The sequence below is a fragment of the Streptomyces sp. NPDC048514 genome (genome assembly GCF_043199955.1).
Lineage (GTDB): Bacteria > Actinomycetota > Actinomycetes > Streptomycetales > Streptomycetaceae > Streptomyces.
Map to the genome: position 1 here is coordinate 227055 of NZ_JBICWT010000014.1, position 16294 is coordinate 243348.

15 protein-coding genes are annotated in these 16294 nt (G+C 72.7%); 3 read left to right on the top strand and 12 right to left on the bottom strand.

Annotated elements, in window-relative coordinates:
• Nucleotides 1–4 precede the first annotated feature (4 nt).
• From ACGFT2_RS29645 to ACGFT2_RS29680, 8 genes are all read right to left on the bottom strand, one after another.
• Nucleotides 5–1516, bottom strand: coding sequence for an MFS transporter (locus ACGFT2_RS29645; protein WP_393283931.1), 1512 nt, complete (start codon nucleotides 1514–1516; stop codon nucleotides 5–7).
• Nucleotides 1517–1580: 64 nt separating this feature from the next.
• Nucleotides 1581–2603: a class II fructose-bisphosphate aldolase gene (gene fbaA, locus ACGFT2_RS29650; RefSeq protein WP_393283933.1), complete on the bottom strand. Its 1023-nt coding sequence runs from the start codon at nucleotides 2601–2603 to the stop codon at nucleotides 1581–1583.
• 142 nt (nucleotides 2604–2745) lie between these two features.
• Nucleotides 2746–3294, bottom strand: a complete 549-nt coding sequence (gene pyrE / locus ACGFT2_RS29655) for an orotate phosphoribosyltransferase (RefSeq protein WP_393283936.1) — start codon at nucleotides 3292–3294, stop codon at nucleotides 2746–2748.
• 10 nt (nucleotides 3295–3304) lie between these two features.
• A complete protein-coding gene (locus tag ACGFT2_RS29660; protein ID WP_393283939.1) occupies nucleotides 3305–4093 on the bottom strand; it encodes an aldose 1-epimerase in 789 nt (262 codons plus the stop codon).
• Nucleotides 4094–4279: 186 nt separating this feature from the next.
• The gene (locus tag ACGFT2_RS29665; RefSeq protein WP_393283941.1) at nucleotides 4280–5350 is read right to left on the bottom strand and encodes an SRPBCC family protein; all 1071 of its coding nucleotides are present in this window, start codon (nucleotides 5348–5350) and stop codon (nucleotides 4280–4282) included.
• A gap of 159 nt (nucleotides 5351–5509) precedes the next feature.
• The gene (locus ACGFT2_RS29670) at nucleotides 5510–7144 is read right to left on the bottom strand and encodes a polyamine aminopropyltransferase (protein ID WP_393283944.1); all 1635 of its coding nucleotides are present in this window, start codon (nucleotides 7142–7144) and stop codon (nucleotides 5510–5512) included.
• A 130-nt stretch (nucleotides 7145–7274) separates the two neighbouring features.
• Nucleotides 7275–7799 carry a DUF2617 family protein gene (locus ACGFT2_RS29675; RefSeq protein ID WP_393283949.1) on the bottom strand — a complete coding sequence of 175 codons (525 nt, stop codon included), beginning with the start codon at nucleotides 7797–7799 and terminating at the stop codon, nucleotides 7275–7277.
• A 364-nt stretch (nucleotides 7800–8163) separates the two neighbouring features.
• Entirely contained in the window at nucleotides 8164–8508 is a 345-nt protein-coding gene (locus tag ACGFT2_RS29680) for a hypothetical protein (protein WP_393283952.1), read from the bottom strand.
• A gap of 141 nt (nucleotides 8509–8649) precedes the next feature.
• On the opposite strand from ACGFT2_RS29680, the gene ACGFT2_RS29685 reads away from it, so the two are divergent.
• Entirely contained in the window at nucleotides 8650–9834 is a 1185-nt protein-coding gene (locus tag ACGFT2_RS29685; protein ID WP_393283954.1) for a pyridoxal phosphate-dependent aminotransferase, read from the top strand.
• Between the two features lie 403 nt (nucleotides 9835–10237).
• Nucleotides 10238–11431: a hypothetical protein gene (locus ACGFT2_RS29690; RefSeq protein ID WP_393283957.1), complete on the top strand. Its 1194-nt coding sequence runs from the start codon at nucleotides 10238–10240 to the stop codon at nucleotides 11429–11431.
• Between the two features lie 20 nt (nucleotides 11432–11451).
• Here the strand turns inward: ACGFT2_RS29690 and ACGFT2_RS29695 are convergent, their stop codons facing one another.
• Both ACGFT2_RS29695 and clpB read right to left on the bottom strand, forming a co-directional pair.
• The gene (locus ACGFT2_RS29695) at nucleotides 11452–11982 is read right to left on the bottom strand and encodes a YbjN domain-containing protein (protein WP_393283959.1); all 531 of its coding nucleotides are present in this window, start codon (nucleotides 11980–11982) and stop codon (nucleotides 11452–11454) included.
• 387 nt (nucleotides 11983–12369) lie between these two features.
• On the bottom strand, nucleotides 12370–14967 hold the full coding sequence (clpB, locus tag ACGFT2_RS29700; protein ID WP_393283962.1) for an ATP-dependent chaperone ClpB: 2598 nt from the start codon (nucleotides 14965–14967) through the stop codon (nucleotides 12370–12372).
• A 108-nt stretch (nucleotides 14968–15075) separates the two neighbouring features.
• Between clpB and ACGFT2_RS29705 the strand changes: the two genes are divergently transcribed.
• Entirely contained in the window at nucleotides 15076–15489 is a 414-nt protein-coding gene (locus ACGFT2_RS29705; protein WP_393283964.1) for a pyridoxamine 5'-phosphate oxidase family protein, read from the top strand.
• A 159-nt stretch (nucleotides 15490–15648) separates the two neighbouring features.
• Here the strand turns inward: ACGFT2_RS29705 and ACGFT2_RS29710 are convergent, their stop codons facing one another.
• Together ACGFT2_RS29710 and ACGFT2_RS29715 are read right to left on the bottom strand one after the other, a co-directional pair.
• Entirely contained in the window at nucleotides 15649–15984 is a 336-nt protein-coding gene (locus tag ACGFT2_RS29710; protein ID WP_393283967.1) for a hypothetical protein, read from the bottom strand.
• 1 nt (nucleotide 15985) lies between these two features.
• Nucleotides 15986–16204, bottom strand: coding sequence for a hypothetical protein (locus ACGFT2_RS29715; protein WP_393283970.1), 219 nt, complete (start codon nucleotides 16202–16204; stop codon nucleotides 15986–15988).
• Nucleotides 16205–16294: the final 90 nt, after the last annotated feature.

Below are 16294 nucleotides of genomic sequence, written 5' to 3' on the forward strand. Positions count from 1 at the left end.
GGGTTCAGTCTGGCGCACCTCGGGTCGGAGGGCGCGAGTGCCCGGGGTCCCCGAGGCGCGAGTGCCCGGGGGACCCCGCCTCCAGTGGTGGCGTCGTCACGTTGCCGTGCGTCCTGCACTCCGGGCGGCGGCAGTCGCGGGGCGGGCGACGGACCAGCGTGACCGCCAGTGCCGAGCCCAGCAGCAGCATCCCCGCACAGATCGGCATGGCCCGCCCGAACGCCGCGTCGAACGCCGTGGGCGACCGGTACGCCTCGGGTCCCATCCCGGCCAGCAGCGGCAGCGCGGCCACCGCCACCAGGCCCGCCGCCCGGGCCGCCGCGTTGTTGATGCCGCTGGCCAGGCCCGCCCGGGCGGTGTCGACGGAGGCGAGGACCGTGGCCGTCAGCGGGGCGACCAGGGTGACCATGCCGGCGCCCATCACCAGCACCGCGGGCAGGACCTCCCTCAGGTAGTCGGCGTGCGGGCCGATGCGCAGCATCAGCAGCATCGCCGCCGCGCAGATCAGCGGGCCCACGGTGAGCGGCAGCCGGGGGCCGGTACGGTCGGCCAGCGCCCCCGAGCGGGACGAGAACAGCAGCATCAGGGCGGTGGTGGGGAGCAGCGCCGTACCGGCGCCCAGGGGCGAGTAGCCGGCCACCACCTGCAGCTGGAGCGCGGTGAGGAAGAAGAAGCCGCCGAAGGCGGCGTACACGCACAACGTGACCAGGTTGACCGCCGTGAACTGGCGCGAGGCGAAGATGCCCGGCGGAAGCATCGGGTCGGGCCGGTGCCGTTCGACGTACAGGAAGGCCAGGGCGGCCAGCAGGCCCGCCGTCGCGCTCACGGCCACCGCCAGGGAACCGGCCCTGGCCTCGATGAGCGCGTACGTCAGCAGGGCGAGGGACAGCGCGCCCAGGGACGCGCCGAGCACGTCGAAGCGGCCGTGGGCCTTCTCGCCGGCCGATTCCGGCACGTGCCGGAGCGCTACCGGGACGCACACCAGGGCCACCGGGATGTTCAGCAGGAACACCCAGCGCCAGCCGGGGCCCGTGACCAGCCAGCCGCCCAGGAACGGGCCGACCGCGGCGCCGATCCCGCCGAAGCCGGACCACAGGCCGACGGCGCGGCTGCGGTCGTCGGGGTGGAAGGAGGCCTGGATGAGCGCGAGGGAGCCGGGGGTCAGCAGCGCCCCGCCGATGCCCTGGAGGGCGCGGGCCGCGATGAGCACCCCGGAGGTCGGGGCCACCCCGCACAGCAGCGAGGCGGCGGCGAACCACACCACCCCGAGCACGAAGATCTTCCGGCGGCCGTAGCGGTCGCCGAGCGAACCGCCCAGCAGGATCAGGCCCGCCAGCGTCACCATGTACGCGTTGACCGTCCACTGCAGCGCGGCGAGGCTCGCGTCCAGGTCCCGCCCGATGGTCGGGAGCGCCACGTTGACGACGGTGGAGTCCAGCAGGGCCATGCTGGACCCGAGGACCGTGGTCAGCAGGATCCACTTGCCCCGGGGGGACGCCAGCCGGACATCGGGCACGTCTTCAGGTATACAACGGGCCCGGCGACGCAGACAGTCGCCGGGCCCACCGCGGGAACGCCGCTTACTTGATCTTGTTGCCCGCCGAGCGCAGGTGCTGCGTGGCCTCCACGACGCGAGCGGCCATGGACGCCTCGGCCAGCTTGCCCCAGGTGCGCGGGTCGTAGGCCTTCTTGTTGCCGACCTCGCCGTCGACCTTCAGGACGCCGTCGTAGTTCTTGAACATGTGGTCCGCCACCGGACGGGTGAAGGCGTACTGGGTGTCGGTGTCCAGGTTCATCTTCACGACGCCGTTCTCCAGCGCGGTCCGGATCTCCTGCTCGGTGGAGCCGGAGCCGCCGTGGAAGACGAAGTCGAACGGGGAGGCCTTGCCGAACCTCGCGGAGACGCCGTCGGCGAGCTCCTTCAGCAGCTCGGGGCGCAGGACGACGTTGCCCGGCTTGTACACGCCGTGCACGTTGCCGAAGGAGGCGGCCAGCAGGTAGCGGCCCTTCTCGCCCAGGCCGAGGGCCTCGGCGGTGCGGATCGCGTCGTCGACCGTGGTGTAGAGGGAGTCGTTGATCTCGTGCGAGACGCCGTCCTCCTCGCCGCCGGTCGGGGTGATCTCGACCTCGAGGATGATCTTCGCGGCGCGGGCCTGCTCCAGCAGCTCCTGCGCGATCTCCAGGTTGTCGGCGAGCGTCTCGGCCGAGCCGTCCCACATGTGCGACTGGAACAGCGGGCCGAGACCGGCCTCGACGCGCTTCCTGGAGAGCGCGATCAGCGGACGCACGTACCCGTCGAGCTTGTCCTTCGGGCAGTGGTCGGTGTGCAGCGCGATGTTGACCGGGTACTTCTCGGCGATGATGTGCGCGAACTCGGCGAGCGCGACCGCGCCGGTCACCATGTCCTTGCTGTACTGGCCGCCGAGGAACTCGGCACCGCCGGTCGAGATCTGGACGATGCCGTCGCTCTCCGCCTCCGCGAAGCCGCGCAGGGCCGCGTTCAGGGTCTGGCTCGAGGTGACGTTGATGGCCGGGTAGGCGAACTTGCCTGCCTTCGCCCGGTCGAGCATCTCGCCGTAGACCTCGGGGGTTGCGATGGGCATCTGTCCGCTCCTTGAGTTGCGGGTGGGCGTGCTGCGTTACGGCCCTGACCTAGACCTTGGGGGTGACGTCATCGTCGCCCCCATCTTTCCAGACATGGGGCGCTGGTCCATGCCCCCGCCAAGTCCAGGTCAAAGGGGCGTGTCAGTCCAGACCCAGTTCATCCTTCGAGAAGGCGAAGCGGTAGGGGACACCCGCGCCGGCCTCGATCTTCTCGGCGGCACCGGTCGCCCGGTCCACGATCGTCGCGACGGCGACGACCTCGGCGCCCGCCTCGCGCACGGCCTCCACCGCCGTCAGCGGGGAGCCGCCGGTGGTGGAGGTGTCCTCGACGACGAGCACCCGGCGGCCCGCGATCTCCGGCCCCTCCACCCTGCGCTGCAGGCCGTGCGCCTTCGCCGCCTTGCGGACGACGAACGCGTCCAGCCGCTTCCCGCGCGCGGCGGCCGCGTGCAGCATGGCGGCCGCGACCGGGTCCGCGCCCATGGTCAGGCCGCCCACGGCGTCGAACTCCAGGTCCGCGGTCAGGTCCAGGAGCACCTGCCCGACCAGCGGGGCGGCCTCGCCGTCGAGGGTGATGCGGCGCAGGTCGACGTAGTAGTCGGCCTCCAGACCGGAGGAGAGGGTCACCTTGCCGTGCACCACGGCCTTGTCCTTGATCTGCTGCAGGAGGTCAGCACGTACGTCCGTCATGCCGACCAGCTTAGAGGCGGCGCCAGCTCCAGGTGGTCGAGGCCTCCAGCGGTTCCAGCGGGGTGACCAGGCGCGGGAGGGTGTTCAGGCCGTTGGGCGGACCCGTCTGGGGCTCCACGCACACGGCCTCGGCCTGCTCGTCGTAGACGACCACCCACTCCTCGCGGCTGGTCACCTTCAGCTCCAGCCGCCCGGGCCAGGTGAGGGTGACGTCGACGCCGCCCGGCATGCCGAAGCAGTCGTCCCAGGGGCCGGGCTTCCGGTCGATCCGGTTGCCGGTGGGCAGGTGGTCGGGACCGCGCTCCTCCTGCCAGGCGGGCTCGAAGTCAAGCCGGACGTCCTCGCCGCCGAGGCTGCGGTGGAACCAGGGGTGCCAGCCGATCTGCGCCGGGAAGGAGTCGTCGTACGCCTCCACGGACATCGTCAGCGTCAGACCGTCCTCGGCGAGGGTGACGATCTGGGTGACGCGGCCGCGGTGCGGCCAGGGTTCGGCCAGCTCGTGCGTGATCACCGCCTCGTTCTCCGTGACGCGTGCGGTGCGCCAGGCGCCGTCGCGTGCGGTGCCGTGGATGGCGTGCGGCGGGGAGTTGAGCGGCATCCGGCGGACGGTGGCGCCGTCCAGGAAACGGCCCTCCCGGATCCGGCCGCACCAGGGAACCATCGGGAAGCAGCCGAAGCGCTCGCCCTGCCGCAGCAGTTCCACGCCGCCGATCCGCAGCCCACCGATGCGGCCGCCGTTGCCCGGCCGCACGCTCACCTCCGCGTCGCCCGCGGTCAGCGTGATGTCTTCGTTACTCACGCCACGACCCTACTGGGGTGATCAGGAGGACGTCGGCCATCCGCGGTGTGCGGGGCGGGCGGGGGCGACGGAGAGGACGCCGGGCGGGTGCGGGGCGGATGTGCGGGGGGGGGGAGAGAGGACGCCGGCCGGGCGCGGGGGGTGGGGGTGGGGTGACCGAGCAGGGAACGGCCCGGCCCGGACCGCTCAGCGGCGTCGGCGCAGGGCTCGGGTGACGACGATCGCCGAGGCCAGGGCCAGGGCCGCGGCGGGGGCCGCCCAGCGCAGGGCGGGGTTCCCGCCGACGGTCTGGGGGGCCGGTACGGGGGCGTAGCGGCCGCGCGGCGGGGCGTGGTCGACCTCCTCGGCACTGCGGCCGATCATCGTCCGGCGGGCGTGCGCGGCCTCGGCCGGGGGTTCGCCGCCGTCGGTGAACCCTCCACCCGGCCGGTCGGCCGGATCCATGCCGTACCCGGCCTCGTCGTCGGCCTCCGGGTCCAGGGCGGGCGGGGGTACCTCGGCGTCGAAGACGGAGGTCCGGGGATCGGCCGGCGGCTCCGACCCCGCCCCCGCCTCCCGCGACTCATCGACCGGCTCCGCCCCCGCGTCCCGCGACCCCGGGGCCGGTGGCGGCTCCGATTCCGGACCGGCGACCGGCTCCGGCCCTGCTTCCCGCGACTCGGCCGGTGGCGGCTCCGGTTCCGGACCGGCGACCGCTTCCGTCCCGGCGACCGGTTCCGGCTGCGACCCCGCCTCCCGCGGCTCGGCGGGCGGCGTGGGCTCCGGCCCGGCGGTCGGTGACGCCTCTGGCTCCGGCCCGGTGGCCGGTGGCGGCTTCGTGGCCGTCGCCGGCGGCTCGCTCACGCCTGCCAGGCTTTCCACGAAGCGGTTCAGGAGCCTTGTCGCCGCCGAGGTGACCGCCTCCGTCGGCAGTTCCGTGATCCGGCCGTCCGCGTCCGCCGTCCCCTCGACGGTGACGGTCGAACCCCCCTCGGCGCCGGCGAGGCGCAGGGTCAGCGCGAGCTTGACCGAACCGGTGCCGCGGGCTTCGGTGGCGTCGCCCTCGACGGCGTACGCACCGTCCCCGCGGGCCATCACCCGCACCGCTCCCCGGTAGGTGACGGAGTGACCCCCGACGCGGACCTTCAGCCGTCCGGCGACGGGTTCGGCACCGGCGTCCTGCTGAAGACCGGGCACGGCCCGGGCGACGCGAGCGGGGTCCGCCAGTGCCGCCCTCAGTCGTTCGGCGGGTACCGGAACGAAGACCTGGTGCCTCATGTTCGCTGAGCCTACCCAGTTGTGGGCGGAACTCACCCTGTCGTGCTGGGATCTGCGCTCCCGGCCCCCCGTTTGCCCTCCGCACCCGCCGGAGCGGAGCCGGGCCCGCGAGACAGGCCAGCGAGACGGGCACGCGGGCCGGGCCCCCGAGGCGTGCCCTCAGTACCGGGGATGCACCAGCGTCGACGCCCGCAGCCCCCCGACCCGGGTCCGTCGCGCCGCCTCCCCGTCCGCCGCCAGTCCGGCCCGGGACAGGGTGCGGGGGCGGACCGGGCCCAGTCGCAGGGGTGGTGGAGTGCGGCCCGGTGCCGCCAGCAGGAAGCCCCAGTCGTGCGGCTCCCGGGACGATCCCGTGGCGCGGTCCGGGCCCGCCGCGAAGCCGGAGTCGTGGCCCAGGACGCGGTAGGGGTCGGTGGCGAAACCGGCGGCGCGAAGGGTCGCGTCGACCGTCCAGAAGACCCGGGGACGGGTGGTGACCGGGCCGGCGTGGACCACCAGGCGTCCGTGCGGGGTCAGCACGTGCCGGGCCAGGCCGTAGAACTCCTGGGAGTACAGCTTGGTGCTGGCGGTGATACCGGGGTCGGGGAGGTCCGCGATCACGACGTCGTACGCCGCGCCGGGCGCGCCGCGCAGCCAGCCGAGGGCGTCCGCCGTGGTGACGTGCACCCGGGGGTCGGCGTAGGCGTGGCCGTTGGCGGCGGACAGGCCCGGGTCGTTCCGGGCCAGGCGGAGCAGGCCCGCGTCGAGTTCGACGACGTCGAGGCGGCGCACCCGGCTGTGGCGCAGCACTTCGCGGGCGGCCAGGCCGTCGCCGCCCCCGAGGATGAGCACGCGGGCGTCGGTGCCGGTGAGGGCCGGGTGGACGAGGGCCTCGTGATAGCGCTGCTCGTCGCGGCCGCCGACCCGGAGGCGGCCGTCGAGGAACAGGTCGAGGGGTCTGCCGCCGGTGCCGCCGGTCAGCACGATCTCCTGGACGCCGGTCTGCACGGCCACCCGGACGTCCTTGCCGTAGACGGCACGCCGGGCGGCCCGTTCGAAGTCGCCGGCGAGGGCCGCGGCGGAGGCGAGGACGACGAGCACGGTGAGGCCGACGAGGAGCAGCGTCCAGCGGGCGCGGCGGGTGAGGTCGCGGCGGAAGAGGCCGAGGACGAGGGCGCCGCCCGCGACGACGTTGACCGTCCCGGTGAGCAGGGCCCCGGTCAGCTGGCCCAGGAAGGGCAGCAGCAGGAAGGGGAAGGCGAGGCCGCCGACCAGCGCGCCGACGTAGTCCGCGGCGAACAGGTCGGCCACCGCGCCGCCCGCGTCCTGGCGGCGGATGCGCTGGATCAGCTCCATCAGCAGGGGGACCTCGGCGCCGATGAGCAGACCGATGGCGAGCGAGAAGGCGACCAGGAGACAGCGCGGGCCCTCGGCCCACACCCCGCCCCAGCCGCCGGTCCAGGCGAACACGGCGTACAACGCCATCGCGCTGCAGCCGCCGACCAGCGCGAGGGCCGACTCGACCGCGCCGAAACCGGCGGCCGCGTGCCAGCGCAGCCGTTTGGCGGCGAGGGAGCCGATGCCCATCGCGAACACCATCACGGACAGCACGACGGAGGCCTGGGTGACGGAGTCGCCCATCAGGTACGAGGCGAACGCGACGAGTTCGAGTTCGTACACCAGTCCGCAGGCCGCGCAGACGAAGACGCACACGAGGACCAGGAACCGCCCGGTCCCGGGCCGGACGGGCAGCCGCGCCGGGCCGGTCCGGGAGGGCGGGGCGCCCGGGGGCGCGGGGGCGTGCTGTTCGATCACGCTGCGACGTTACGTCACTCGCTCGGTACGCTTCGTCACCCACACGTGTGGAAACATCGGCAGTCGACGTAGCCCGGGTTTATGTCGCCGTTCGTGCCGCCTGAACCCGTTCATGCCGCCTGAACCCGTCCTAGCCCGGCTGCCCCACCGTCACCCGCGCGCCGACCCGGGTCCGGGTGGCCACCAGCTGCCCGTCCTGGGGGTAGGCGTGCCAGGTCCGCCAGTGCACCTGGCCCTCGTGCCGCTGGGCCAGCATCGCGGTGAAGGCGTGCGGGCTGCCGGGGAAGACGCCGGCGAGGCCGTGCGGATGATCCGACACCAGGGCCAGCAGTTCCTGGGCGCGGCCGGCGAAAGAGCCGGGCGTGAGCACCTCGACGCGGGCGGCGAACTCGTACTCCCAGTCGTCGACGCGCTTGGCGACGCCCAGCGGAAGCGGGGTGCTGGAGCCGGGAATGCACGCGACCGTCTCCGAACAGTTGCCGCGCTCCTCCTCCAGGAGGACCTGGTGGGACGCGCCGAGCAGCCTCAACTGCAGTTTTACGTCCATGAGTTCGAGATCCAAGGTGGCCAGGGCGGGCAGCGGCTCGCGCCCCAGCGCCCAGGCGAGGTCGGCAGCCCGTGTATCGGTGTAGGGGGTGTTCAGGGTCGTGAGCATGGGTCGGCTCCGCTAACACGCAACGAGGGGGAGAAGCGGCCATGTCAGCCCAGCCGGCTCGGCCGGGGAAGGGAGTCTGCGGGACGTCCGAGGGGCTGCGTTGGCGATTTAGAGGGAATCATGAACAGAGGCGCCCCCACAGCGTTTTTACCCAACTTCGTGGCGTTTCCATCCCTCAGAGGGCTCCACAGCTCAACTGTTCAACCATGGCGTACGCCGGGCGCGGGTGCCCGACGGGCGGGCGCCCGCCGGACGGCCTCTCCGGCGGGCGCCTGTGCACGGCCGGGCGCGGTTCCCCCCGATTCCGGAAAGTCCCATGGTCACCGGGGCCTTCGCGCGGGGTTGCAGAGGCCCGGCGGCCCCGTCAGCTGCCTCCCCCGCAGCCGCCCCCGCCGCCGCACGACGAACCTCCGCCGCAGGACGAGCCACCACCGCAGGAGTGACCCCCGCAGGAGTGATGGCCCCCGCTGTGCCCACCGTGACCGCCGTGTCCCCCCGAGGACGAGCCGGATTCGCCGACGGCGCCACCCGCGGCCCACCAGCTGCCCGAGTTGTCGTGCGACGAGGACGACGAGGACGACGCACGCGACGACCGTCGACGGCCGCTCTTGCCGAGCGACACCTTGGCGGGCCGGTTCCGGTTGCCCCGGCCCACCATCGCCGCGACGAACAGCACCGCGACCACCGCCAGGATGATGCCGAATTCCATGGCGTCACCCCTCCTTTCGTTCCCCCGAAGCGGCCCCCCGTGGGCGCCTCGCTGTCACCGCATTCCGTGCGGTGACCGGGGGATGCCCGGCCGCCTCGCGCCGCAAAGCAGAGTTGAGCAACTCCAGAGCTTGGGCGCAGGATGACCGGCATGACCTCCACCGAGCGCCCGTTGCTGAACCGCCGACTCGCCGAGTTCGGAACGACGATCTTCGCCGAGATGTCCGCCCTCGCCGTGGCCACCGGCGCGATCAACCTGGGCCAGGGCTTTCCCGACACCGACGGTCCGCAAGAGGTCCGGGAGGCCGCCGTGCGGGCGCTGCGCGACGGACGCGGCAACCAGTACCCGCCGGGGCCCGGCGTCCCCGAGCTGCGCACCGCGATCGCCGAGCACCAGCTGCGCCGCTACGGGCTGGCGTTCGAGCCCGACACCGAGGTGCTGGTCACGGCGGGCGCGACGGAGGCGATCGCGGCCGCGCTGCTGGCGCTGGTCGAGCCTGGGGACGAGGTCGTCGCGCTGGAGCCGTACTACGACTCCTACGCGGCGAGCATCGCGCTGGCGGGTGGCAGGCGGGTGCCGGTGACGCTGCGGCCGCACGAGGGGAGCTTCCGGCTGGACCTCGACGAACTGCGTGCCGCGGTCACCGACCGCACCCGGCTGCTGCTGATCAACACCCCGCACAATCCGACCGGCACCGTCCTCACGCGCGCCGAACTGGCCGCGATCGCCGAGCTGGCGGTGGAACGCGATCTGCTGGTGGTGACGGACGAGGTCTACGAGCACCTGGTCTTCGGCGACGCAGAGCACGTGCCGCTGGCGTCCTTCCCGGGCATGCGCGAGCGCACGGTCACCATCGGTTCGGCCGGCAAGACGTTCTCGTTCACCGGCTGGAAGGTCGGCTGGGTGACGGCCTCGCCGGAGCTGGTCGGCGCCGTCCGCTCGGTGAAGCAGTTCCTGACGTACGTCTCCTCGGGGCCCTTCCAGTACGCGGTGGCCGAGGCCCTCGCCCTGCCCGACTCGTACTTCGAGGACTTCCGGCGCTCCATGCTGAAGCGCCGGGACATCCTCGCGGAGGGGCTGACGGCGGCGGGCTTCGAGGTCTACGAGCCGGCCGGCACGTACTTCATCACCACCGACATCCGCCCCCTCGGCGAGAAGGACGGCTTCGCCTTCTGCCGCGCCCTGCCCGAGCGCGCGGGCGTGGTCGCCGTTCCCAACGCCGTCTTCTACGACGACCGGGAGGCGGGGGCGCCCTTCGTGCGGTTCGCGTTCTGCAAGCGGGAGGAGGTCCTGCGGGAGGCGGCAGGACGACTGCGCACCATGTGACCCGACCGGCACCACCGTCGCCCTGAGCAGACCGGCGCCGTCCGGCACCACCGGCGGCCCGGGCGGACGGCCCCGTCCGGCACCACCGGCGGCCCGGGCGGACGGCCCCGTCCGGCACCACCGGCGGCCTGGGCGGACGGCCCCGTCCGGCACCACCGGCGGCCCGGGCGGACGGCCCCGTCCGGCACCACCGGCGGCCGGCGCCACCGGCGGGCCGGGTGGGCCGGGCGGCCCGGGCGGGCCGTGGCGTCCCGCCCGGGCCCGTCCGCCGTGGCGTCGAGTGGGGCAGGTGGCCGTCCGTGCCCCCTGTGGGGCGTTCCTGTACGCGACACAGGTGAACCGGTCACGCGGTCGGCGGTCCGCCGCTCGCGTCCGCGCCCAGGCCCTTGCAAGGTGCGGTGGTGTGACTTACGCCAGCACCCTCCTCACCCCACCCGTCGTCGTCACACCGGAGCCGGAGCCCCGGAAGGTCACCGGGCCGCCCCTCGGGAGGGCGAGCGTCCTCGCGGCCGGCCTGTTCCTGGGCGTGCGGCTCGCCGGCACCGCCGTGCTCGCGCTCGTCGGGCAGGCCGCCGGCAAGCACCCGCTCACCCTGCTCGGCCGATCCTGGGACTCGGTCTGGTACCTCGGGATCGCCGCGCACGGCTACGGCCGCTCGCTGCACCTGCGCTCCACCGTCGTCAGCGACCTGGCCTTCTTCCCGCTGTATCCGGCCCTGGTGCGGGCGCTGCGCGCGGTGACACCGCTCGGCTGGACCGGCGCCGGGCTCCTCGTGTCGTGGACGGCGGCCGCCGTGGCCGCCGCCGGGATCCACGCGATCGGCTGCCGGCTGCACGGGCGGGCGGTCGGTTTCGCGCTGGTGCTGCTGTGGGGCCTGCTGCCGCACTCGGTGGTGCTGTCGATGGCGTACACCGAGCCGCTGCTGACGGCGTTCGCGGCCTGGTCGCTGTTCGCGGTGCTGGCCGGCAACTGGCTGTGGGCCGGTTCCCTGGCGGCGCTCGCGGGACTCGCCCGGCCGAACGGCTTCGCTGTCGCCGCCGCCGTACTGGCCGCGGCCGGCTGCGAGGTGTGGCGCCGCCGCGGCCGGGTTTCCCACAGGCTGTGGACGGGCGCGGCGCTCGCCCCGCTGGGCTGGACGGCGTACGTGCTCTGGGTCGGACTGCGCACGGGCGACCCGCTGCACGGCTATTTCGAGGTGCAGCGCCGCTGGGGTTCGCGGTTCGACTTCGGGCAGGGCTCGCTGGAGGTCGTGCGCCGCTCGCTGCTGCACAACAGCCGGTTCGACGTGCCGATGACGCTGATCATCGTCGTGGCCGCCGTGCTGCTGTACGCGCTGCTGCTCGTGGAGCGCGCCCCGGTGCCGCTGCTCGTGCACAGCGGGGTACTGCTCCTGGTCGTGCTCGGCGGCTCGGGCTTCTTCGCGTCCAAGCCGCGGTTCCTGCTGCCGGCGTTCCCGCTGCTGCTGCCGCTCGCCCGCGCGCTGGTGCGCACGGCGAGAGCCCGGCCCCGGCACGCGGCCGTGGTGGTCGCGGCCCTGGCCGGGCTCAGCTTCGGCTACGGCGCGTACCTGGTCGTGTTCGTGCGCGCGCCTCTGTGAGGGGTCCGGGACCGTCGGGGCTACTCCCCGTCGTCCTCGGGCTTCTCCGCCTCGTCGACCTCCTGCTCCAGGCCGAGCTGCTCGACGAGCCACTTGTCGAACTCGATCGCGGCCCGCACCCAGCTGACCGTGGAGGAGACGAAGTGGTTGATGTCGACGCCCGTGCCGATCAGCATCTGGGCCTCACCGATGAGACGGACGGTGCCGTCGTCGTGGGTGTGGGTGTACACCTTCGGCCACAGGGTGCGGCGGTTCCAGTCGTCGATGGACTCCAGCAGCTGCGGCTTCTCGTCGATCTGGTGGGGGCGGTCGTAGAAGGTCCGCACCGAGAAGACCGCCTGCTCGGCCTCCCCGCGGAACATGAAGTACGTGCGGAACTGCTCCCAAGGCGCCGCGAGGTCTCCCTCCTCGTCGACGACGTACTTCAGCTCCATCTGGTCGAGGAGCTGCTTCACGAGGTCCTGATCCGGGACGACGGGGCCCGCAGGTCCCTGGGGCTGCGGTTCGGGCTGGCCCCCGAAGTTCGGAATCGAGGACGGGTCGATGCTCACCGTGATTTTCCCTTCATGCGGATCCCGCCATCCTCCCCCATGCGGGGAGGGGGGTGGCAACCCCCGGCGGGGCCTGTCAGCCGTGGGCTGACATGATCCGGCTGGACGGGTGGGAATCCGGTGGACGGGGGGCGATCCGGCGTGGCGTGGAAGCGGTCGGGACGGGTTCCCGGCGGGGTGACCCGGCCGGGCGACGATCCGGGCATGCGCATACCGAGAGCGGTGCGATGGGTCCTGTGGGCCCTGTGGTGGGGCTGTCTGGGCTTCTCCCTCTGGTGCTTCTGGGCGCTGTACGTCGCCGTGTCCAGCGTCTGAAACGGCCGGCCGCCCCCGCGCCGGTCACCTCGCGGTGGTCCGGAGCGGGGGCCGTACGGCGGCGGCCGGGAGCTACAGCGTCTTGCCGGTCGCCGGGCCCACCAGCAGGCCCTCGCCGGCCCGGTCCACGCGGACCGTGTCGCCGTCCTTGATCTCGCCGGAGAGGATCTCCCTGGCGAGCCGGTCGCCGATGGCGGTCTGCACCAGGCGGCGCAGCGGGCGGGCGCCGTAGGCGGGGTCCAGGCCCTCCTCGGCGAGCCAGGCCAGCGCCTCCTGGGTGATCTCCAGGCTCAGGCGCCGCTCGGCGAGCCGCTTGGCCAGCCGGTCGATCTGGAGCTTCGCGATCCGCTCCAGTTCGGGCTTGGTCAGCGCGGTGAAGACCACCAGGTCGTCGAGCCGGTTGAGGAACTCCGGCTTGAAGGAGGTCCGTACGGTCTCCAGCACCTGCTCCTTCTTCTCCGCCTCACTCGTGACCGGGTCGATCAGGAACTGGCTGCCCAGGTTCGAGGTGAGCACCAGGATGGTGTTGCGGAAGTCGACGGTGCGGCCCTGGCCGTCCGTCAGCCGGCCGTCGTCCAGCACCTGGAGCAGGACGTCGAAGACCTCGGGGTGGGCCTTCTCCACCTCGTCCAGCAGCACCACGCTGTAGGGGCGGCGGCGGACGGCCTCGGTGAGCTGGCCGCCCTCCTCGTAGCCGACGTAGCCGGGGGGTGCGCCGACCAGCCGGGCCACGCTGTGCTTCTCGCCGTACTCCGACATGTCGATGCGGACCATGGCCCGCTCGTCGTCGAAGAGGAAGTCGGCGAGCGCCTTGGCCAGTTCGGTCTTGCCCACACCGGTCGGGCCGAGGAACAGGAAGGATCCGGTCGGGCGGTCGGGGTCGGCGATGCCGGCGCGGGAGCGTCGCACGGCGTCGCTGACCGCCCGCACGGCCTCGCCCTGGCCGATCAGCCGCCGGCCCAGCTCGTCCTCCATGCGCAGCAGCTTCTGCGTCTCGCCCTCCAGCAGGCGGCCGGCCGGGATACCGGTCCAGGCGGCGACGACGTCGGCGATGTCGTCGGGCCCGACCTCCTCCTTGACCATGGTGTCCCTGGCGACCTCCTCCTCGGCCTCGGAGGCGGCCTCCAGCTCCTTCTCCAGCTCCGGGATCTCGCCGTAGAGCAGCTTGGCGGCGGTGTCGAAGTCGCCGTCGCGCTGGGCCCGTTCGGCCTGGCCGCGCAGGTCGTCCAGCTTCTCCTTCAGCTCGCCGACCCGGTTGAGGGACTGCTTCTCCTTCTCCCAGCGGGCGGTCAGCCCCCGCAGCTCCTCCTCCTTGTCGGCGAGGTCGCGGCGCAGCTTCTCCAGGCGTTCCCGGGAGGCCGGGTCGGTCTCCTTGGCGATCGCCAGCTCCTCCATCTTCAACCGGTCGACGGAGCGCTGCAGTTCGTCGATCTCCACGGGCGAGGAGTCGATCTCCATGCGCAGCCGGGAAGCCGACTCGTCGACGAGGTCGATGGCCTTGTCCGGCAGGAAACGGGAGGTGATGTACCGGTCCGACAGGGTCGCGGCGGCCACCAGCGCGCTGTCGGCGATCTGCACCTTGTGGTGGGCCTCGTACCGGCCCTTCAGACCGCGCAGGATCGCGATGGTGTCCTCGACGGTGGGCTCGGCGACCAGCACCTGCTGGAAGCGGCGCTCCAGTGCGGGGTCCTTCTCGATCCGCTCCCGGTACTCGTCCAGGGTGGTCGCGCCGACCATGCGCAGTTCACCGCGGGCCAGCATCGGCTTGAGCATGTTGCCCGCGTCCATGGCGGAGTCGCCGCCGGCGCCGGCGCCCACGACCGTGTGCAGTTCGTCGATGAAGGTGATGATCTGCCCGTCGGAGTCCTTGATCTCGGCGAGCACGGCCTTCAGCCGCTCCTCGAACTCGCCGCGGTACTTGGCCCCGGCCACCATGGCGCCGAGGTCCAGCGCCACGAGCCGCTTGTCCTTCAGCGACTCGGGCACGTCGCCCTTGACGATCCGCTGGGCGAGCCCCTCGACCACGGCGGTCTTGCCGACGCCCGGCTCACCGATGAGCACGGGGTTGTTCTTCGTACGGCGGCTGAGCACCTGCACCACCCGGCGGATCTCCTGGTCCCGGCCGATGACCGGGTCGAGGCGGCCCTCGCGGGCGGCCGTGGTGAAGTCGGTGCCGAACTTCTCCAGGGCCTTGTACTGACCCTCGGGATCGGCGGTGGTCACGCGGCGTCCTCCCCTGGCCTTGCGGAAGGCCTCCAGCAGCTTCTTGGCGTCGGCGCCCTGCCCCCTGAGCACCTCACCGGCCGCGCCGCCCTTCGCGGCGACGCCGATCAGCAGGTGCTCCGTGGACAGGTACTCGTCACCGAGATCCTTCGCCCGCTCCCCGGCGTCGGCGATCACGGCCAGCAGCTCCCGGTTGGGCTGCGGCGGCGCCACGGTGGAGCCGGTCACGCTGGGCAGCGCGGCCAGGACCCGCTCCGTGCCGGAGCGTACGGCGGCCTGATCGGCGTCGACGGCCGCGAGCAGGTCGGTGATGTTCTCGTTGTCCTGGCCCTCCAGGAGGGCCAGCAGCAGGTGAGCGGAAGTGAGGTCCGGGTGCCCCTCGGTCACGGCCCGGTTGCTCGCCGCGTTGATCGCGTCCCGGCTCCTGTTGGTCAGCTCGGCGTCCACGTGTCCGTTCTCCTCCTCGGCCTCTCTCTGCTGACTTAACCAGCGTACACAAAGTTGAGTCGATTCCACTCAAGATGGCGGAGCGGGATTTCCGGCTAGGTTGCAGGCATGGTGAACCACTCCATAGACCCGGATGCCCCGGGCGACTCCTACCTCGCGTTCTGGCGCGAGCGGCATCTGTGCACGCTGACCACGCTCCGGCCCGACGGCAGCCCGCACGTGGTGCCGGTCGGGGTGACCTACGACCCCGGTGCCCGGCTTGCCAGGGTGATCACGAGCGGCACGTCCGCGAAGGCCTCCCACGTGCGCGCGGCCGGCGACGAAGGGGCGCGCGTCGCGGTGTGCCAGGTGGACGGCCGGCGCTGGGCCACGCTGGAGGGGCGCGCGAGGGTGCGCACCGAGCCGGAGCGGGTGGCGGAGGCGGAACAGCGCTACGCCGAGCGCTACGAGCGGACACCGCGCCCGAATCCGGCGCGCGTGGTGATCGAGATCGAGGTGGACCGGGCGCTGGGGCACGGGTGACCGGCTACGGCCGCCGAACGGCTGGTTTCGGCCACCATGGGCTACGTCCATAGCGTGGAATGCCCCCACAAAACTGCAGCGGCGTCACCGTGTTCAGGTCACGGTGACGCCGCTGCGGGGGGAAGCGCCTGAGCGATCTTTTACGACGGGGGAATCGCGTCAGGCACTGCGGGGGGTGGCCGAGATGGTCGTCAGATCGGGGTCCACCGGTTCGGTCAGCCGGTGGTCCCGCTGGTCCAGGTTCACAAAGATCATTCCGTACCGGATGGCGCACCGTACCGGCTGAGGCGCCCCGCGGGGCTTGCGCAGGCACCGGTATGCCCGCACGTCCTCGTCATCGTCCCGGGTGACGACGACCGGCTCGCCGAACACGGTCACCATCAACGAGTCGCCGCTGTGGGGGATGGCGGTGACCAGGTCGATGAAGTGCCAGCCCGAGCGGTAGGCCGTGGCCATCTCGCGACGGAAGCTGCGGTCGTCAGGCGGAGTCGTCATATCACGACCAGATGCTGTCGCCGGGAGTGGCCACCGTGTCGGTGACGACGGGCTCGTCGGTCGCCGCCACCACTGACCACCGGCTGTCCGCAGCCACCACTGACCACCGGCTGTCCGCTCGTACGTCGCCCTTCGCATTGGAGAGGCCGTTCAGTGTTCCGAAGGCCACAACGGCGGAGAAGGCGGCGACAAGCACCGAGCGAAGCATTCTCTTACGCATAGTCGGCTTCGTCCTCACTTGAAGGTCCCCTCTTCCCCCGTCGGATAAGACGATGGCTCATTCAGGCACGTCATGACCACACAATCAGTG

Excerpts from the sequence above, each read along its gene's own strand:
- ACGFT2_RS29675 (WP_393283949.1), bottom strand. The coding sequence starts at position 7,799 with ATGCTCACGACCCTGAACACCCCCTACACCGATACACGGGCTGCCGAC.
- ACGFT2_RS29665 (WP_393283941.1), bottom strand. The coding sequence starts at position 5,350 with ATGAGGCACCAGGTCTTCGTTCCGGTACCCGCCGAACGACTGAGGGCG.
- ACGFT2_RS29710 (WP_393283967.1), bottom strand. The coding sequence starts at position 15,984 with ATGACGACTCCGCCTGACGACCGCAGCTTCCGTCGCGAGATGGCCACG.
- fbaA (WP_393283933.1), bottom strand. The coding sequence starts at position 2,603 with ATGCCCATCGCAACCCCCGAGGTCTACGGCGAGATGCTCGACCGGGCG.
- ACGFT2_RS29685 (WP_393283954.1), top strand. The coding sequence starts at position 8,650 with ATGACCGGCATGACCTCCACCGAGCGCCCGTTGCTGAACCGCCGACTC.
- ACGFT2_RS29715 (WP_393283970.1), bottom strand. The coding sequence starts at position 16,204 with ATGCGTAAGAGAATGCTTCGCTCGGTGCTTGTCGCCGCCTTCTCCGCC.
- pyrE (WP_393283936.1), bottom strand. The coding sequence starts at position 3,294 with ATGACGGACGTACGTGCTGACCTCCTGCAGCAGATCAAGGACAAGGCC.
- ACGFT2_RS29705 (WP_393283964.1), top strand. The coding sequence starts at position 15,076 with ATGGTGAACCACTCCATAGACCCGGATGCCCCGGGCGACTCCTACCTC.
- ACGFT2_RS29680 (WP_393283952.1), bottom strand. The coding sequence starts at position 8,508 with ATGGAATTCGGCATCATCCTGGCGGTGGTCGCGGTGCTGTTCGTCGCG.